Source organism: Frankia alni ACN14a (genome assembly GCF_000058485.1).
GTDB classification, from domain to species: domain Bacteria; phylum Actinomycetota; class Actinomycetes; order Frankiales; family Frankiaceae; genus Frankia; species Frankia alni.
In genome coordinates this window covers 4,361,120-4,378,251 of sequence record NC_008278.1, presented here as the reverse complement: position 1 = coordinate 4,378,251, position 17,132 = coordinate 4,361,120, and the positions used below count along the sequence as shown (strand labels likewise).

Genomic DNA, 17,132 nt, shown 5'->3' with positions numbered 1-17,132 from the left:
CCCGCCGCCGGACGACCGACGTGGAGGTGACCTGACGTGACCGACGAGCAGAAACTGATCGACTACCTGCAGTGGACGACCGCGGAGCTGGTCCGGGTGAAGGGCGAGCTCACCGAGCTGCGCACCCCGGAACCGGTGGCGATCGTGTCCGCGGCCTGCCGCTTCCCCGGCGGGATCCAGACACCCGAGGACCTCTGGCGGGTGGTCTCCGAGGGAACCGACGCGATCGCCGAGTTCCCGCGCGACCGCGGCTGGGCCGCCGACGGGGACTACCCCGAGGTCGGCGGCTTCCTCGCGGACGCCGCCGGGTTCGACGCCGCCTTCTTCGGCGTCGGCGCCAAGGAGGCCCTCGCGATGGACCCACAGCAGCGAGTGCTGCTGGAGACCGCGTGGCAGGCCCTCGAACGCGCGGGGCTGGTGCCCGGCGAGCTACGGGGCAGCCGGACCGGTGTGTTCGCCGGCCTGATCTACCAGGAGTACGCGCCGCCGCTGGGCGCGAGCCCGGCCGGGCTCGACGGCTACTTCATGACCGGCAACGCGGCGAGCATCGCCTCGGGGCGGCTCGCCTACACCTTCGGCTTCGAGGGCCCGGCCCTCACGCTGGACACGGCATGCTCCTCGTCGCTGGTCGCGATGCACCTCGCCGCGGAGTCGCTGCGCCACGGGGAGTGCGACCTGGCGCTGGCCGGCGGCGCGACCGTGATGGCGACACCGCGGGTGTTCGTCGAGTTCGCGCACCAGCGCGGGCTCGCCGCCGACGGGCGGTGCAAGGCGTTCGGCAAGGGTGCCGACGGCACCGGCTTCGGCGAGGGCGTGGGCATCGTGGTCCTGGAACGACTCTCCGACGCGCGCCGACACGGCCATCCGGTCCTGGCGGTGCTGCGGGGTTCCGCGGTGAACTCCGACGGCGCCAGCAACGGGCTGACCGCACCGAACGGCACCGCCCAGCGCAAGGTCATCGAGGCCGCGCTGCGCGGTGCCGGGCTGGGCGCGGACGCCGTCGACGCCGTCGAGGCGCACGGGACCGGCACGGCGCTGGGCGATCCGATCGAGGCCGGCGCGCTGCTGGCCACCTACGGCGCGCACCCGGACCGGCAGCACCCGCTGTACCTCGGCTCGGTGAAGTCGAACATCGGGCACACCCAGGCCGCGGCCGGGGTGGCCGGGGTGATCAAGATCCTGGAGGCCTTCAGGCACGGAGTCCTGCCGCCGACCCTGCACGCCGCCGAGCTCAACGAGTTCGTCGACTGGTCCACCGGTGCGGTCGAGGTCCTGGCCGTACCCCGGACCTGGCCGGCGCTCGGCCGGCCGTACCGGGCAGGGGTGTCGTCGTTCGGGATCAGCGGCACCAACGCGCATCTCATCCTGGAGCAGGCCCCGCCCCCGGAACCGGCCCCAGCCGAACCGGCCCCAGCCGAACCGGCCCCAGCCGGACCGGCGCGGGGTGAACCGGGGCCGGGCGGCGCGCCGCCTACGGCGGTGACCTGGGTCGTCTCCGGCAGGACGCCGGGCGCGGTGCGGGCCCAGGCCGGCCGGCTGCGGGCGTTTCTGCGCGACGCGCCCACGGACACCGATCTGGCCGCGGTCGCGCGGACGCTGGCCATCCGGCGTTCCCAGTTCCGCTTCCGGGCCGGTGCGACGGGTGCGGACGCCGCCGCGCTGGACCGTGAGCTCGGCGCGCTCGCCGGCGCCGCGCCGGTGACCCGCGCCCTGCCCGCGCCGAGCGTGGCGCTGGTGTTCAGCGGCCAGGGAACGCAGCGTGAGGGGATGGGCCGGGAGCTGTACCGGCGGTCCGAGGTCTACGCGGCGGCGTTCGACGCCGTCTGCGCCGCGGTCGACGACGCCCGGCGGGAGCACGGCGGGGGCCCGTCCCTGCGGGAGGTCGTCTTCGCCGAGGCCGGGTCGGCGGCGGGGCTGCTGCACCGCACCGAGTTCACCCAGCCGGCCCTGCTGGCCACCCACGTCGCGATGGCCGGGCTCGTGCGGAGCTGGGGCATCACCCCGACCGCCGTGCTGGGGCACTCGATCGGTGAGCTCAGCGCGGCCCATGTCGCCGGGGCGCTGTCGTTGACCGACGTCGCGAGCCTCGTGGTGGCCAGGGCCAACGCGATGCAGGCCGCCCCGGGCGGTGGCGCCATGCTCGCGGTGCGTGCGCCGGTGGACGAGGTGCGTCCCGCCCTGGCCGAGCTGGCCGGGACGGTGTCGGTCGCCGCCGTGAACGGCCCGCGGTCCACCGTGGTCTCCGGTGACGCCGACGCGCTGCGCCGGCTCGCGGCCCGGTGGCGCTCGCAGGGGCTACGGACCAAGGCGTTGAAGGTCAGTCATGCCTTCCACTCCGCCCACATGGACGCGGCGCTGCCGGCGCTGATGGACTTCGCCGGCGGGCTGCGGGTCGGGCAGCCGAGCGTCCCGGTGGTGTCCAACCGTGACGGACGGGTCGCCGCCGCCGGTGAGCTCGCCGATCCCGGGTACTGGGCGGAGCAGGTACGCGGGACGGTCCGTTTCCACGACGGCGTCCGGGCGCTGCGCGAGCTCGGCGTCGACACGTTCCTGGAGATCGGCCCGGACCCGACGATGACCGGGATGCTCGGCGACTGCCTGGCGGACGAGCCGGACGCCGTCGCGCTCACCCCGCTCATCCGCCACCCGGACTCCCAGGCCCGCTCCGCGCTGGCCGCGGCGGCCGCGCTGCACGGCCGCGGAGTGGCGGTCGACTGGGCCGCGGTGCTGGGCCCGGGGCCGTTCGCCGACCCGGCCGCGGTGCCGACGTATCCCTTCCAGCACGAGCACTACTGGTTCGTGGCCGCCCGGCCCGCGGCGGGATCCGCCGAGTCGCCGGTACCCGAGGAGCCGCCACCCCCTGCCGAGTCGGCGCTGGATGCGGAGCCGGTGGTCTCCGTGCTGGCCGGGGTGCCCGAGCACGAACACCACGAGATCCTGCTCCGGACGGTCATCGAGTCGGTCGCCGACGCGCTCGGGGGAGACGCCGGGTCGGTCGATCCCGACGACGACCTGACCGAGATCGGGGTCACCTCGTTCACCGCGCTGGAGATCGCCGGCCGGATCCGCCGGCTCACCGGGCTGGACCTGGCGCCCAGCGCGGTCTTCGAGCACCACACCTCGGTCGGGCTCGTGTCGTGCCTGCGCGGGCTCGCGACCTGAGCAAGACCAGCCCGCCGGCCCCGCCGGCCCGGCGGCCCCGCCGATCTCCAGACGATCCGTGAGAGGACGAGGACGATGAACAGTGCCGAGGCGCTCGCCGAGGTGCGCTCCCTGCACCGAGCGGGCCTGCTGGCCGACCGGTACCCGGCGCTCGGCCCGCTGCTCGGGGCCGTCACCGGGCCGGATGCGCTGGCCGCCGCGCGGCTGGTGGCCGGTGTGGACCCCGACGCCGTCCGCCGGATCCATCCCGACCTTCCCGCCGTCACCGTGACGATCACCGGCCATGGGACGGTGAACCTCCTGCAGACCGCGCTCGCCGGCCAGCTCGCCCGGCACGGCCTGGTGCCTCGGATACGGGTCGCCGACTTCGACAGCTACGTCTTCGAGCTGGGCGATCCGGCCAGCGCGCTCTACGCCGAGCAGCCCGACATCGTCCTGTGCGTTCTGGACCAGGCGGCCGTCTTCGACGAGGTGGCCGTGCCGTTCACGGTGGACGACGTCGAACGGGTGCTGACCGAGAAACTGGCGTTGTGGACCGGGCTGGTCGAGCGCTACCGCGCGAGCGGCTCCGGGGTGCTGGTGCTCAACACCGTGCCGCTGCCCAGGTACTGGTCGGCGCAGCTGCTCGACCATCCGGCCCGGGCGCGGCTCGGCGCGGCCTGGCGCTCGGCGAACGCGCAGCTGCTGGGCCTGGGCGCGGCGGCCGGGCCGGTGACGGTGCTCGACCTCGACCCGATCGTGGCGTCGGGGGTGGCCGTCGTCGAACCCCGCTTCGAGGCCTACGCCCGAGCGCACCTCTCCGACGCCCTGCTCGCGGCCTACGCCCGGGAGGTGAGCGATCTGGTCCGCGCGCGCGGGGGACGGACCAGGAAGGTGCTCGCAGTCGACCTCGACGAGACGCTGTGGGGCGGCGTTCTCGGTGATGACGGGGTCGAGGGCGTCGAGGTCGGCACCGGTTACCGCGGGGAGGCGTTCGCCCGGTTCCAGCGGCTGGTCCGCCAGCTCCAGTCACAGGGAGTGTTGCTGGCCGCGGTGAGCAAGAACGACCAGGACACGGTGCTGGCCGCGCTGCGCGAGCATCCCGGCATGGTTCTGCGCGAGGAGGACTTCGTCCGCGTGATCGCGAACTGGGCGCCGAAGCCGGGCAACCTGCGGGACCTGGCCCGGGATCTCAACGTCGGGCTCGACAGCGTCGTGTTCGTCGACGACAGCCAGGCCGAGTGCGCCGCGGTCGCCGCCGAGCTGCCGGAGGTGTCCGTGATCGGTCTGGACGGGGAGCCCGCGCTGCACGGCGAGCGGCTGCTCGCCGACGGCTGGTTCGTCACGACCGAGCTGACCGTGGAGGATCGGGCCCGCACCCGGCTCTACCACGAGGAGTCGGCGCGCACGGAGTTCCTGTCGGCCGCGGGCTCGGCGGAGGAGTTCCTCAACCGTCTCGGGGTCTCGGTGGTGCTGGAACGGGCCGGTGAGGCCGATCTGGCCCGGCTGTCCCAGCTCACCCTGCGGACCAACCAGTTCAACCTCACCACCGAGCGCCGGTCGCAGTCCGACGTGCGGGCCTTCGCGGCGGATCCGGCCGCGCGGGTGCTCTCGATCGTCGCCGCCGACCGCTTCGGCAGCAACGGGACGGTCGGGGCGCTGTTCGTGCGGGCTCGCCCCGATGGGCTGCACATCGAGAACTTCCTGCTCAGCTGCCGGGTGTTCGCCCGCGGCATCGAACAGGCCTGCCTGGGCGCGGTCCTGCGGGCGGCCCGGGAGGCCGGCCACGGCGCCGTCCACGGCGAGTATCGCCGGACTGCCAAGAACGGCAAGGTCGCGGACCTCTACCCGCATTACGGATTCGCCGTCGAGACCGCTTCCGAGGGGCTGACGAGCTATCGCCACAGCCTCGTCGACATCGTGCCGGTGCCGGTGCACCTGTCGTTGACCGTCGGCAGCGACATCGTTCCCGACTCTCAGTAGTGTTTCGGAGCGTTCCTGTGAGGACCGGGTGCGTCGGGGCTTCAGGAGGTGAGCTCCTTGCCGCACAGATCCGGTGCCACCACGTCGAACGCGGTGCCCCTCGCGTTGGCCTGGACGAAGGAGTAGCAGGTGGTCGGTTTGCCGAGGCCGGTCCTGATGTTGATCGGACTGATCAGGCCGCCCGCGTCGTAGCGCGTCACGGCTCGCAGCGCGGTGATGAAGCCCTCTCGGGTGGGGCAGTCGCCGGCGAGCTCCAGGCCGCGGATGAACATGTCCGCCTCGATGTAGGAGGTCACGGCGATGTCCTGCTCCGGCTGGCTGATCTGGGGTGAGTAGCGCGTCATCGCCGCCGTGTAGGCGGCGATCGCCGGGCCGCCGGATTCGAAGGGCCGGTAGAAGACGGGAACGGTGAGTCCCGCGATGCGGGGGCCGAAGGTGCGTAGCAACCGCCGGTCGTAGCCGCTCGCCGACAGGACGACCTTCGGGTTTCGGCCCGCGGCGCGCAGCGCGTCGAGGACCGCGACGAGAGCGTCCGGCTGGATCACGCTGATGATGGTGTCCGGATCGAGGGCGGCGATCCGCTGGGCGACCGACTGCGGGTTGTCCGCGCCCGGGGTGTAGTTCAGCGTGTCGAGCACCGGCACACCGGCGGCGTCCACGCTGCGCCCGTAGCGCGCCGCCGCGTCCGAGACGCCGGTCGACAGTGCGGTCTGCACGACGACCGCTCGGGTGCCCCCCTGGGACCGCACGAACTGCCCGTAGGTGTCCGTGGGCGCGGCGCTGACGTAGGAGAAGGCGAACATGTTCGCGTACTTCGACCAGACCTGCTCGGCCGCCAGGCCGGTGACCGGAACATCCCGGTCCGCCAGGTACTGGGCACTGCCGCTCGCGGCGAGGGTCGCCTCGATGATGCCGAAGACATGCTGGCCGTCGACGAGATCCCGGGCGGCGGTCTCGTTCGTGGCCGCCGCGCCCTGGTCGTCCCGCCAGGTGTAACCGATGGTGCGGCCGTGGACGCCGCCGGTGGCATTCGCCACGCCCAGACGGGCGTCGATTCCGGAGCGGACGGCGCCGAAGGCGCTCGCGACCGCTCCCGTGTCGGGATAGAGGACGCCGAGATTGATGTGGTCGGCCGTCACTCCCGGGGTGTCGCAGGTGGACGCCGAGGCCACGCCGGAGGTAGAACATCCGCCGGCACCCGCGACCACCAGAAGTAACATGGCGCTTACCGCCAGAGCTCTGGAATGGCGGCACGTGAACATGGGACTCCCTGGTACGGACGTGGGCGCGCGGACGCGCCAATCGGGTGGCGGCACGGCACATCCGCCGGAGACATGGGCCTGGCGCCGGCGAGGCGGATTCGGCGTCCGTGCACTCGATTGTGTACTGATCGATGCCGTGGTCCTGATCAGTGCGGCAACATTACCGAGGCCCGCCTCCGTGGCTAATGACGGGCTGGCATATTCGGGTGCCGGCGCCTTCGCGGGACGCGAGAAACAACGGCAGGGGGAGCCGTTCTCGAACAGGCGGAAAGCGCCTCTATACCGTCCAAATCGTCACAATGTCGCCATGCGTCGGTCCGGTGAGCCGGCCCGCCGGTGCGGACCGCGCTCACCGCCCGCGGGTCACGCCTTGAGAGCGATGCCGCCGTACACGCTGACGTCGGCGTCGGCGAGACCGGCGTGGGCGGGGTCCGGGAGCCAGCGGTGGACGAGGTCGACGCCGGGGGAGAGCAGTTCCAGGTCGAGGAACAGGCGCTCCACCTCGGCGCGGCTGCGGAGCTGGTTGGGGATGCGGCGACTGCGGTACGCCGACGCCGACGCCTCGAAGGCGGGATCGAAGTCGGCGGTGGCGTGGGTGAGGGCCAGGTAGCTGCCCGACGGTAGCGCGTCGATCAGCGTGCGGAGGATGTCGAGCGGGGAGTCGGAGTCAGGGATGAACGGGAAGATCGAGATGAGCGACAGGGCGACCGGCCTGGTCAGGTCGAGGGTCTCGGTCAGCTCGGGGGAGTCGAGAATGAGGGCCGGGTCGCGCAGGTCGGCGTCGAGGTAGGCGGTGCGGCCGGCGGGGCTGCTGGTCAGCAGGGCGCGGGCGTGGGCGAGCACGATCGGATCGTTGTCGGCGTAGACGACCCTGGTGTCCGGGGCGATCCCCTGGGCGACCTCGTGCAGATTCGGCGAGGTGGGAATGCCTGTCCCGATGTCGAGAAACTGGCGGATCCCACGGTCGCCGACGAGAAACCGGGTGGCGCGGATCATGAAGGCGCGGTTGTGGCGGGCGACGTTACGGGCGTTCGGGTACGTGGCCAGCACCTGCTCCGCGGCCTGTCGGTCGGCCGGGAAGTTGTCCTTTCCGCCCAGGTAGTAGTCGTACATGCGGGCGGAATGAGCCTCGTCCGTCCTGAGGTCGGCCGGCTGGGGCTCGTCGGCCAGGGACGTCCACCACTGCCCGCCGGGGGCGTTCCCTGCTCCTGCTTCGGTCACCGCAGCCTGCCCCTCAAAGCCGGACGATCCTGCCCTAATCACCCTAGTCGCCTCGGCTTCGGTGGGTCCACGAGTTGCGGCATGGTCAACGCTGTTCACCGCGTGCCCGCGGAGTGGTACGGTGCCGCCGTGACCATCATTTCCCTCGCCCGGCGAACACCATGACCGACGTCGGACCACCTTTATGTGGGTTGCCGAGTAGCACGGACGGGCTTGGCTGCGGCCCGGCTCGCACGCGGACCGGATAGTCTGCCGACATTGTTCTCCCGCATGCTGACGGATGTCATACGCAGGCTGTGCGGGACCCGGTACGGCCGTCGAACGCCGATATCGAGCCCGACAACCTCGCCGTCCGCTCGATGGATTCTCGGTGCGCGTACCCATATCGTTCTTTCGGTCGGTTCTTCGCGCCCGGCGGGTCAGGTCGCCGTTGTGGCGGGACTCCCGCGCGACGAGAGGAGACGGACTGTGACCACGGAGGGGAACCTCCTGACCGGCCACGAGGCGGACGGCGGCGTGGATGTGGCCCGCACCCGTCCCGCGCTGCTGGCGATCGAGCCCACGTTCGGCGCCGGCGTGCTGTGCCCGGCCGTCCACGCGGCGCTGGACCGGCTCGACCTCGGGCTCGACGACGTCGCCGTCGTGAATCTGGTGACGCGCGCCGCGCTGCTGGGGCCCGCATCGGCCGACGTGGTGGTGGCGACCTTCTACAACGTCAACCCCCGGCTGGTCGAGAGCGTCATTCCGGCCGTGTGGCGCAAGGCGTCACCCGAGGCCGTCCTCGCGGCGCAACAGGCGGCGTTCGCGCCGGTGCTCGCCGCGGCGCTCGCACCGATCGACCCGGCGGAACTCGGTGAGCTGGCCGAGCTCGCGCGCGCGGCCGGGCAGGCCGCGGCGGCGAACAGGGAGGGCCGTCCGCTGCTCGCCGGGCTCGCGGCGCTGCCGTGGCCGCGCGAGGACCATCTCGTGATCTGGCACGCCGCCAAGGTGCTGCGCGAGCACCGCGGCGACGGGCACATCGCCGGGCTCGTCCTCGAGGGGCTGCGCGGCATCGACGCGCTCGTCATCCACGCCGCCTACGAGGGGTGGCCCGGCGAGCTGCTGCGCGACTCCCGGCGCTGGGACCCACCGGCCTGGGACGCCTCGGTCGCGAGCCTGCGCCGCCGGGGCTGGCTGACCGAGGCCGCGACGCCAGAGGTGACGCCAGAGGTGACGCCGGAGCTGACGGCGGCGGTGACGCCGGAGCTGACGGCGGCGGTGACGCCGGAGCTGACGGCGGAGGGTCGCCGCCGCAGGCGCTGGATCGAGGATCGGACCGACCAACTCGCGGCGCTGGCCTACGCGCCGATCGGCGACGCGGGCATGGATCGCATGATCGAACTCGGCGCCAAGGTCGTGGCCGCCCTCGGCGCCGCCGGCCTCGCCACGCGCCTGCGCCGCCCCGTCGCCAGGTAGCTGCCGACGCTGCCGACGTCGAGCCGGTGGCCGACGCGCAGGCCTTCGTCGACGTCGAGGTTTGACGGCAGTGGGCCCCCGGCTCGGCCCGAAGGTGCCATGCTCGCGCATCGGGGTCTTCGACCAGGAAAGATCCGTAGCCTCGCCGGGAACGTTCGTGGGAGGGAGAGTCGTGAGCCAGGATGAGCGGGTTCGGGCCTGGTTGGAGCGGGAGCTCGACGGCACCGTCGTGGCGTTCGAGCGGCAGGAGCGCTGGCGCGCCGCCTGGTTCGCCGATCTGGCGAGCGACGGGGAGCTGCACCGGTACTACGTGCGCGGCCACCGCGGCGGCAACTTCCGGGAGATGATCACCCTCCGGCAGGAGGCCGACATCAACCGGGTGCTCCACCGGCACGGCGTACCCGTCCCGCGCGTCCACGGGATGATCGACGACCCGCCCGCGATCGTCATGGACCGCCTGCCCGGCCGGGTCAACCTCGCCACCGCGTCCGACGACGCCGAACGCGACGCCGTGCTGGACCAGTACGTCGACGCCATGTGCCGCATGCACGCGATCGACGTGCGCGAGTTCGGCGCGCTCGGGCTGCCCGTGCCGGCCGACAACCGGGCCGCGGCGCTGACCATGTACGCCACCGGCGAGCGCAACTACCGTCGGGCCAAGACCGCGCCCAGCCCGATGATCGAGTTCATGTGGCGGTGGCTGTGCCGCAACGTCCCGACGGGGCGCACGCAGCGGGGGCTCATCCAGGCCGATGCGGCGCAGTTCCTGTTCGACCGGGGCCGGCTGACCGGCCTGATCGACTTCGAGGCCGCCTACATCGGCGACCCGATCGCCGAGTTCGCCGCGATGCGCAGCCGCGACTGCGAGGAGCCGCTCGGCGACATCGGCCGGATCGCGCGGCGCTACGAGGCCGTCACCGGCGAGCGGATCGACCGCGACGCCGTGGAGTTCCACACCGCCGGCTGGTCGCTGATGACCCCGTTCCAGTGGGAGGACTCCGTACGCAACCCAGCGCCCGGCGACAGCTGGCTGGAGTACTTCACCTGGCTCGTCGGCTGTGGCCGGTGGGCGCTCGAGGCCATCGCCGCGGTCGCGGGCGCGCCGCTGCCCCCCGTCGAACCCCCCGCGCAGCGCCGGTCGTCCTACGCGAGCGCCGCCTACACCAACCTGATGGCACTACTCGACGAGTGGCCCACCGCCAGCGCCTTCGAGGGCTTCCGGGCGGACAGCGCCCGGGCGGTGACCCGGTTCGCCGAGCACGTCCACGCCTTCGGCGCCGACCTGGAGAGCGCCGACGTCGAGGAGATCTCCGCGCTGCTCGGCGCCCGCCAGCCGGACCTCGCCACCGCCGAGGCGGCGCTGGAGGAGTTCGTGCTGCGCGCCTCCCCGGACCTCGACGTCCCGCTGGTGCAGTACTTCCACCGCTGGACGCAGCGCCAGCAGTTCCTCATCGCCGGCACGGGTGCCCGGCACGAGAAGCTCATCCACCTCAGTCTGCAACCACTCTCCGGCGACGCCTGGCAGGCCGGGGGCCAGCCCTTACGGAGGTAACGCATGACCGTGCACGTGCACGTGGACGGCGACGGGCCGCCGCTGCTGGCGGAGCTGGCCGCGGTGATGCCCGCCGCGCCGGCGCTCGTGGACCGTCTCGTGGCCGAGTTCGCGCCCACGGCGGCCACGATGGCGACCCCGCAGGCGTACTGGGTCGGGTTCAACGGCTGGCTGACCGACCGGCTGTCCGGACCGATCATGCAGGGCGCCGTCGCCGTCGACGACGTCGGCGAGCAGGCCTGGGCGATCCTCGCGTCCAGCTACTGGGGTGGCCTGGAGCTGCGGGAGCACTGGGGGATGCCACCGGTGTTCGAGCGGCTCGGCATCGCCCTGTCACCGCCGTTCGCCGAGGTCGAGCAGGGCATCGTCACGCAGATGACGCAGCGGCTGGCGGCGTTGCGCGACGGCGGCGAACGCTGCCTGGAGATCCTGCCCTCGATCCTGCGGGAGGACACGCCGTCGGGCCCCGTCCACGGCATCGCCTACAACGCCGGGGTTCAGGTGGTGAAGACCGAGGACCCGCCGATCGGCCAGCGCCGCCCGCACCGCACGCCCCGGCCGGCCGCGGTGCGCATCAACGCACGTCACTTCATGCGGGTCGACTACGACCTGCCGACCCCGAACTATCTGAGGGTCTGGCGCTCGGCGTTCGAGCGGGCCGTCGCCGCCCACCCGGACGCCTACGAGAGGGCGATCGTCGGCGAGGGCGGCCAGGCCGACCTGCGCGACATCTGGGCCCGCGCGGTGGCCTTCGGCAACACCACCTGGGGCGGGGACGCGCAGGATGTCTGGACCGACGCCTACTTCGACGAGACCATCCGCTGGAGCTCGATCCTGACGTTCGGCATGGAGGCGGCGGGCCTGGCCGCGTTCGTCGCGGTGATCAACCAGGACCCCGCGGCGGCCACGGCCGCGGTCCTGTGCAACGCCCTCTACCTGGGTGCCACGCCGGGCTGGCTGATCGGCCTGCTCGACACCGGCGCGACCCTGCCCCGGGTCGTCGGGGGATAGTGCCCGAACCAGGCGGGAGCCGGTTGCGGTGCGTTGTGCGCGGTCGGCGCCACATCGCACACTTCGTACCGCAGTCCTCCCGCGCATGGCGACCAGCCGTCATCGGCGGTGGGCCGCGGTGTCCGACCTCGGGATGCGTGCGGGGCGCGGCGGGGAGACCTACGACATGAGAACCGATGCCGGCGACAGCGGCGATCTCCTCGACGGCCGCGACCCGGCCGAGCCTCCCACCAGCGCCGTTCCTGCCGCCGAGGCCGGTTTCGCCGAGCACTATCCGGCGTTCACCGACCGCTTCCGGGGCAGCGAGGAGGAGATCAGCCGGCGGCTGGAGGTCTACCTGCCCGACGTCGACCGTTTCGTCGCCGGCGGGGGCGTGCTCGATCTCGGTCCCGGGCGCGGTGAGTGGTTGCTGATGCTCGCCGCCCGGGGGGTCGACGCGGTCGGGGTCGACGCCGATCCGACGTTCGCGGCGGCGGCGCGGGCGCGGGGACTGCGCGTCGAGGTCGGGGACATTCTCGACCATCTCCGCACGGTCGGCGACGCCACGCTGGACCTCGTCACCGCCTTCCACGTCGTGGAGCATCTGGCGACCGACGAACTGCTCGCCGTGCTGGCGCAGGCCGGTCGGGCGCTGCGCCCCGGCGGCGGGCTGATCCTGGAGACGCCCGACCCGACGAACCTGGCCATGGGGGCCTGCAACTTCTACCTGGACCCGACCCACCGGCGACCCCTGCCGCCGGCGCTCACCGAGTTCCTGGTCACCACCAGCGGCTTCACCGGTACGGAGATCCGCCGGCTGCACCCCCGCGAGCAGGTCGACCTGTCCACCCTGCGGCTCGACGGCGTCGACGAGGCGACCGCCCGGCTGGTCGGCGCCGCGCTGACCTCGGCGCTGTTCGGGCCCCAGGACTACGCGGTCGTCGCCGTCGCGGCCTGACCGCGGCCCCGGCTCGGCGGTGTTGCGGGGAATGTCACCGGGGCGGGGACGTCACCGAGGAGGGTGCCGGGGAGGTCAGGTGAGCAGGTCGGGCTGCTCCTCGACGATGATCTCGTAGAGGGCGTCGAAGGCCCAGCGGTCCGAGTCGTCGCTGCGTCCCTGACCGGCGGTGAAGCTGGCGGTCTCGTGGTCCAGGATGTGCAGCGGCCCGGCCGCCGCGGCGATGAGCTGGGTCCTGGCGGCCCGCTCGGCGGCGATGTACCGGGCGGCCGCCGACTCCACGCTGGTGCCGACGGTGAGCAGGCCGTGATTGCGCAGGATCGCCAGCTTGTGCGGGCCGAGCGCCGCGGCGATCTTCCGGCCCTCCTCCTCGCTCAACACGACCCCGTTGTACTCCTCGAAAATGACATGTTGCTGGTAGAAGGCACAGGCGTCCTGAGAGATCGGATGCAGCGGCACCGCGAGCGCGGACAGCGCCCGGCCGTACGGCGAGTGGGTGTGCGCGGCGCCGACGACGTCCGGGCGGGCGGCGTGGATCTGCGAGTGGATCGCGAACGCCGCCCTGTTCAACGGCGGCTGCCCCGCCACGATCTCTCCCGCCGCGTTGACCAGCAGCAGATTCGACACCCTGATGCGGCTGAAGTCGAGGCCGGCGCGGTTGACCCAGAAGTGGTCGGTCAGTTCGGGGTCGCGGGCGGTGATGTGGCCGGCCAGGCCCTCGGCGAGACCGAGCTTGGCGAAGATCCGGTACGCCGCCGCGAGCTTCTGCTTACGGTGCAGCCGCTCCTGCTCGACCGTGCGGACCGGCACCGGACGGGGCCATTCCCCGCCCTCGGCGGGGGAGACCCCGGCCCAGGGGCTCCCCTGTCGGCCCTCGGATGGTGCCTTCTGGGATGGCGCCTTCTGGGATGGCGCCTCGTGGGGTGCCGCGGCGCCGGACGCCCCGGTGACCGGGGTCGTCGGGGCCGGGGCATGGGTGGAGAGCGCCATGGGGGTCTGGTCCTTCCATCTCGATGACGGGCGGGAACCGGCCTGACGCGGGCTCACCAGGGCATCGCCGGTGCCAGGAGCGAAGGCGGAGTGAAGGCGGAGTACGGAGAAGGCCCTCCCAGCCGGGAGCACCCGCGTGGCGGGAGGCGCAGGTGTCGGCGGTGCGCCGCCGGAGCAGGTGCGCGCCGCAACTGTGCGGCAGGGTCGAAGCCATTGTCAAGCTTCCCGAGGGGGATGGTGCCCCGCCTCGGCGAGCTGTCAATCCCCAGCCGGGCCCCGGTCCGGTGCCTCCGACGGAGTCCCGTCATGTGGTGTGCGTCACCTTATTTTCCCACTTGACCGATCGACAAATCGGGTTCATGTTGGGGAGGTGTTGACGATCGCCTCTCTGACCAGGCGCGAGCACATCGACCTGCTGCGGGTCACCTCCGCGAGCTGTCCGGCTCGCCGCAGCTGACGCCGACACCCGACGCCCGGTCAGTCCCGCACCCCGCCCGGTCTGCTCGCCGCGCGCGAGGTTTCGCCAGCGCCACCCGCGGCGCGACGTCCTCGCCGCGTCGAGCCGGTGACGCGCGCTTCGCCTCGTCGACCGTCAGGCACTCCTCCGTACCCGTCCCCTTGGCCGGCCCTCCGTACCCGGCCGTTCGCACCAGCTTTCCGTACCCGGCCGTCTGTACGGGGCCTCCGTACCCGGCCCTCTGCACCGGCCTTGCGCACCCGGCCTCCCGTACTCGGTCGGTCCGCTTCGCACCGGCCTCCCTTCCGCACCAGGCCGTCACCCTGCCTGCGCAACCGCGGAGGTCGGGGCCCGATCGGCTCCGGGCCGGCCGACTCGTGCCCCCTGGCGGCCGGCGTCCTGCCGGTCCGCGCCGTGGCTGCGGCGCAGGCCGCCGGACGGTCGGGAGCCCAGACAGGCGGGAGCCCAACCAACAGACAGGGAGCACGCATGGATCTGCACCTCGCGGGCCGCCGCGCGATCGTCACCGGCGGCAGCCGCGGCATCGGGCGGGCGGTTGCCCGCGCGCTGCTCGCCGAGGGAGTCCAGGTCGTCATCGCGGCCCGGGACGTCGACGTGCTGAAGTCGGCCGCCGCCGAGCTGTCCGCCGCGGGCGGCGCGACGGTGCTGCCGATCGTCACCGACACCGCCAGCGACGCCTCCGTCCAGGCCCTGGTCGAGAGCACCGTCGCCGAACTCGGCGGCGTCGACATCCTGGTCAACAACGCCGCCCGGCCCGGCGGCGCCGGCGGGCCCGGGGGTGTCACCGCCCTGTCCACCGCGGACGCCGCCGCCGACTTCAACGTCAAGGTGCTCGGCTACCTGCGCACCGCGCAGGCGGTCGCGCCGCACTTCGTCGCGCAGGGCTGGGGGCGGATCATCAACATCGGCGGGTTGGCGGCCCGCCAGGTCGGCCTCGCCTCCGGTTCCATCCGCAACGTCGGCGTCGCCGCTCTCACCAAGACCCTGGCCGACGAGCTGGGTCCGCACGGCGTGACCGTCAACGTCGTCCATCCCGGGCTGACCCTGACCGCCGACCACGGCGGGAGCGTCGTGCTGTCCGAGGAGCAGATCCAGGCCGCGGCGACCCGCATCGCCATCGGGCGGGCCGTCACCGCGGACGAGGTCGCCGCGGTCGTCACCTTCCTGGCATCCCCGCTCGCGGTCGCCGTGACCGGCGAGGCGATCGCCGCCGGCGGCGGCACCCTGGGCCCCATCCACTACTGAGCGCCCTCACCGCCCGACCTGCATCACGCCGCCCGACCTGCATCACGCCGCCCGACCTGCATCACGCCGCCCGACCTGCACCACCCCACCCGACCTGCACCACTCGATCGAAGGGACAGACCGTGACCACTGTTGTGGAGGCATCCGTCCAGTCGCCGCTGGCCGTCCGGCCGCTGCAGCCCACCATCGGCGCGGAGATCGCTGGCGTCGATCTCAGCCAGCCCCTCTCGCCGGCCGTGCGCGACGAGATCAGGGCGACCGTGCTGAAGTACAAGGTCGTGTTCTTCCGAAACCAGGAGCTGACCCAGGAAGGGCACGAGAACTTCGCCGGGCAGTTCGGTCCCCTGTACACGCACCCGGGCGCGGCGAAGGCCGACGCCCGCACCACCGCGATCCATCGCATCTCCTCCGCCGACTTCGACAAGGTCGCGAAGGTGCACACCCCGCAGGCCGACGACGACATCTGGGACCCCTACCACACCGACACGAGCTGGCGGCTCGTCCCGACCTGGGGCGCGGTGCTGCGGGCGGTGCAGCTGCCCGAGGTCGGCGGCGACACCATCTGGGTGGACGCGGCGCTGGCGTACCAGGGTCTGTCCGACGAGGTGAAGGAGCGGCTCGACGGCCGCCACGTCACCCACGACTTCCGGGCCGCGCTGCACGCCAGCGGGCATGACTACCCGGTGGTGGCGCATCCGGTCATCCGGATCCACCGGGAGACCGGCGAGAAGATCGCCTGGGTGAACTTCACTCAGCGGCCGACGATCATCGGGCTCGACCGTGCGGAGAGCAAGGAGCTGCTGACCGCGGTCATCGACCAGTACCGCAAGCCGGAGAACCAGGTGCGCTTCACCTGGCGGCCGGGTTCGGTGGCGTTCTGGGACAACCGGGCGGCCGTGCACTACGCGGTCCGCAACTACGGGTCGGCGCCGCGGCTGCTGGAGCGCATCCTCATCGCCGACGAGCCGCTCCACGCCGACCTGTAGCCCGAGGTCCGGACCGGCGGCCGGACCTGTGGCCCAAGGTCCGGACCGGCGGCCGGATCTCGTCCCGGTCGGCGGGGCGGGGCGCCGGCCTCAGCCGTGGTTGGTCAGGCCGCCGTCGACGAGAAGGTCGGCGCCGGTGATGAAGGAGGCGTCGGCGGAGGCGAGGAAGACCGCGGCCCGGGCCACCTCGTCCGGATCCCCGAGGCGGGGGACGAGCGCGTGGCTCAGCAGCGCCTCCCGGGCGCCGGGCAGGGCGAGCTGCTCGGCCGAGCCCGGGGTGTCCATCGCGCCGGGGCTGATGCTGACGGCGCGGATGCCGTAGGGCGCACCCTCGGCCGCGATGACGTGCGTCATCGCGAGGACGGCGGCCTTGGTCGCCGAATGTGCGATTCCGCCCGGGCCACCGCCGTGCCCGGCCACCGACGCCGTGTTGATCACCACGGGTCGTGCGTCCGCGCCGGCACCGGCGCTGGCGGTCAGGTGCGGCCAGGCCGCCTTGGTGACGAGAAAGACGATGCTCAGCTCGTTGCGGATCGAGAAGTCCCACTGCTCGACCGTCATCGCCTCGATGGTGGCGAACACGCACGCCGAGGCGTTGTTCCACAGCACGTCGATGCGACCGTGGGTCCGCACGGCTGCGTCGACCCAGCGCTTGCACGCGGCGTAGTCGCCGAGGTCGACCGGCGCCGTGCCGAGCATCCGACCGCCGGCCGCCGTCACCAGGGCCTCGGTCTCGGCGTTGCCCTCGGCGTTCAGGTCGGCGCCGACGACGGTGGCGCCGGCGGCGGCGAACCGCAGCGCCCCGGCCCGGCCCATGCCGCTGCCGGTACCCGTAATCAGGACGATCTTGCCCTTCAGTGAACCCGCCATC

General features: G+C 72.9%; 12 protein-coding genes. 8 read left to right on the top strand and 4 right to left on the bottom strand.

The window, feature by feature from the left end; translation table 11 throughout:
* The first annotated feature begins 36 nt into the window (after window positions 1-36).
* Both FRAAL_RS17825 and FRAAL_RS17820 read left to right on the top strand, forming a co-directional pair.
* Entirely contained in the window at window positions 37-3,162 is a 3,126-nt protein-coding gene (locus FRAAL_RS17825; protein ID WP_011605200.1) for a type I polyketide synthase, read from the top strand.
* Between the two features lie 75 nt (window positions 3,163-3,237).
* The gene (locus tag FRAAL_RS17820; RefSeq protein WP_011605199.1) at window positions 3,238-5,124 is read left to right on the top strand and encodes an HAD-IIIC family phosphatase; all 1,887 of its coding nucleotides are present in this window, start codon (window positions 3,238-3,240) and stop codon (window positions 5,122-5,124) included.
* Window positions 5,125-5,165: 41 nt separating this feature from the next.
* Here the strand turns inward: FRAAL_RS17820 and FRAAL_RS17815 are convergent, their stop codons facing one another.
* Window positions 5,166-6,386, bottom strand: coding sequence for an ABC transporter substrate-binding protein (locus FRAAL_RS17815; protein ID WP_041939442.1), 1,221 nt, complete (start codon window positions 6,384-6,386; stop codon window positions 5,166-5,168).
* 363 nt (window positions 6,387-6,749) lie between these two features.
* The gene (locus FRAAL_RS17810; RefSeq protein WP_011605197.1) at window positions 6,750-7,607 is read right to left on the bottom strand and encodes an SAM-dependent methyltransferase; all 858 of its coding nucleotides are present in this window, start codon (window positions 7,605-7,607) and stop codon (window positions 6,750-6,752) included.
* A gap of 468 nt (window positions 7,608-8,075) precedes the next feature.
* Between FRAAL_RS17810 and FRAAL_RS17805 the strand changes: the two genes are divergently transcribed.
* The 4 genes from FRAAL_RS17805 to FRAAL_RS17790 all read left to right on the top strand — a co-directional run bounded on the left by FRAAL_RS17805 (window position 8,076) and on the right by FRAAL_RS17790 (window position 12,562).
* Complete coding sequence (locus FRAAL_RS17805) at window positions 8,076-9,062, top strand: SCO6745 family protein (protein ID WP_011605196.1); 987 nt, start codon at window positions 8,076-8,078, stop codon at window positions 9,060-9,062.
* A 172-nt stretch (window positions 9,063-9,234) separates the two neighbouring features.
* The gene (locus FRAAL_RS17800; RefSeq protein WP_011605195.1) at window positions 9,235-10,614 is read left to right on the top strand and encodes a phosphotransferase; all 1,380 of its coding nucleotides are present in this window, start codon (window positions 9,235-9,237) and stop codon (window positions 10,612-10,614) included.
* Window positions 10,615-10,617: 3 nt separating this feature from the next.
* A complete protein-coding gene (locus FRAAL_RS17795; RefSeq protein WP_011605194.1) occupies window positions 10,618-11,625 on the top strand; it encodes a hypothetical protein in 1,008 nt (335 codons plus the stop codon).
* Window positions 11,626-11,791: 166 nt separating this feature from the next.
* Window positions 11,792-12,562 carry a class I SAM-dependent methyltransferase gene (locus tag FRAAL_RS17790; RefSeq protein WP_157734459.1) on the top strand — a complete coding sequence of 257 codons (771 nt, stop codon included), beginning with the start codon at window positions 11,792-11,794 and terminating at the stop codon, window positions 12,560-12,562.
* Between the two features lie 75 nt (window positions 12,563-12,637).
* Here FRAAL_RS17790 and FRAAL_RS17785 read toward each other — a convergent pair whose 3' ends face one another.
* On the bottom strand, window positions 12,638-13,552 hold the full coding sequence (locus FRAAL_RS17785; RefSeq protein WP_011605192.1) for a class II aldolase/adducin family protein: 915 nt from the start codon (window positions 13,550-13,552) through the stop codon (window positions 12,638-12,640).
* A 946-nt stretch (window positions 13,553-14,498) separates the two neighbouring features.
* On the opposite strand from FRAAL_RS17785, the gene FRAAL_RS17780 reads away from it, so the two are divergent.
* Both FRAAL_RS17780 and FRAAL_RS17775 read left to right on the top strand, forming a co-directional pair.
* Complete coding sequence (locus FRAAL_RS17780; RefSeq protein ID WP_011605189.1) at window positions 14,499-15,275, top strand: SDR family NAD(P)-dependent oxidoreductase; 777 nt, start codon at window positions 14,499-14,501, stop codon at window positions 15,273-15,275.
* A 122-nt stretch (window positions 15,276-15,397) separates the two neighbouring features.
* Window positions 15,398-16,261, top strand: a complete 864-nt coding sequence (locus FRAAL_RS17775; RefSeq protein WP_041939441.1) for a TauD/TfdA dioxygenase family protein — start codon at window positions 15,398-15,400, stop codon at window positions 16,259-16,261.
* 90 nt (window positions 16,262-16,351) lie between these two features.
* Here the strand turns inward: FRAAL_RS17775 and FRAAL_RS17770 are convergent, their stop codons facing one another.
* Entirely contained in the window at window positions 16,352-17,131 is a 780-nt protein-coding gene (locus tag FRAAL_RS17770) for an SDR family NAD(P)-dependent oxidoreductase (RefSeq protein ID WP_011605187.1), read from the bottom strand.
* Window position 17,132: the final 1 nt, after the last annotated feature.

What these genes read in the sequence shown, in the direction of transcription:
- FRAAL_RS17820 (WP_011605199.1), top strand. Translation starts at nt 3,238, where the DNA reads ATGAACAGTGCCGAGGCGCTCGCCGAGGTGCGCTCCCTGCACCGAGCG.
- FRAAL_RS17815 (WP_041939442.1), bottom strand. Translation starts at nt 6,386, where the DNA reads ATGTTCACGTGCCGCCATTCCAGAGCTCTGGCGGTAAGCGCCATGTTA.
- FRAAL_RS17795 (WP_011605194.1), top strand. Translation starts at nt 10,618, where the DNA reads ATGACCGTGCACGTGCACGTGGACGGCGACGGGCCGCCGCTGCTGGCG.
- FRAAL_RS17790 (WP_157734459.1), top strand. Translation starts at nt 11,792, where the DNA reads ATGAGAACCGATGCCGGCGACAGCGGCGATCTCCTCGACGGCCGCGAC.
- FRAAL_RS17785 (WP_011605192.1), bottom strand. Translation starts at nt 13,552, where the DNA reads ATGGCGCTCTCCACCCATGCCCCGGCCCCGACGACCCCGGTCACCGGG.
- FRAAL_RS17780 (WP_011605189.1), top strand. Translation starts at nt 14,499, where the DNA reads ATGGATCTGCACCTCGCGGGCCGCCGCGCGATCGTCACCGGCGGCAGC.
- FRAAL_RS17770 (WP_011605187.1), bottom strand. Translation starts at nt 17,131, where the DNA reads ATGGCGGGTTCACTGAAGGGCAAGATCGTCCTGATTACGGGTACCGGC.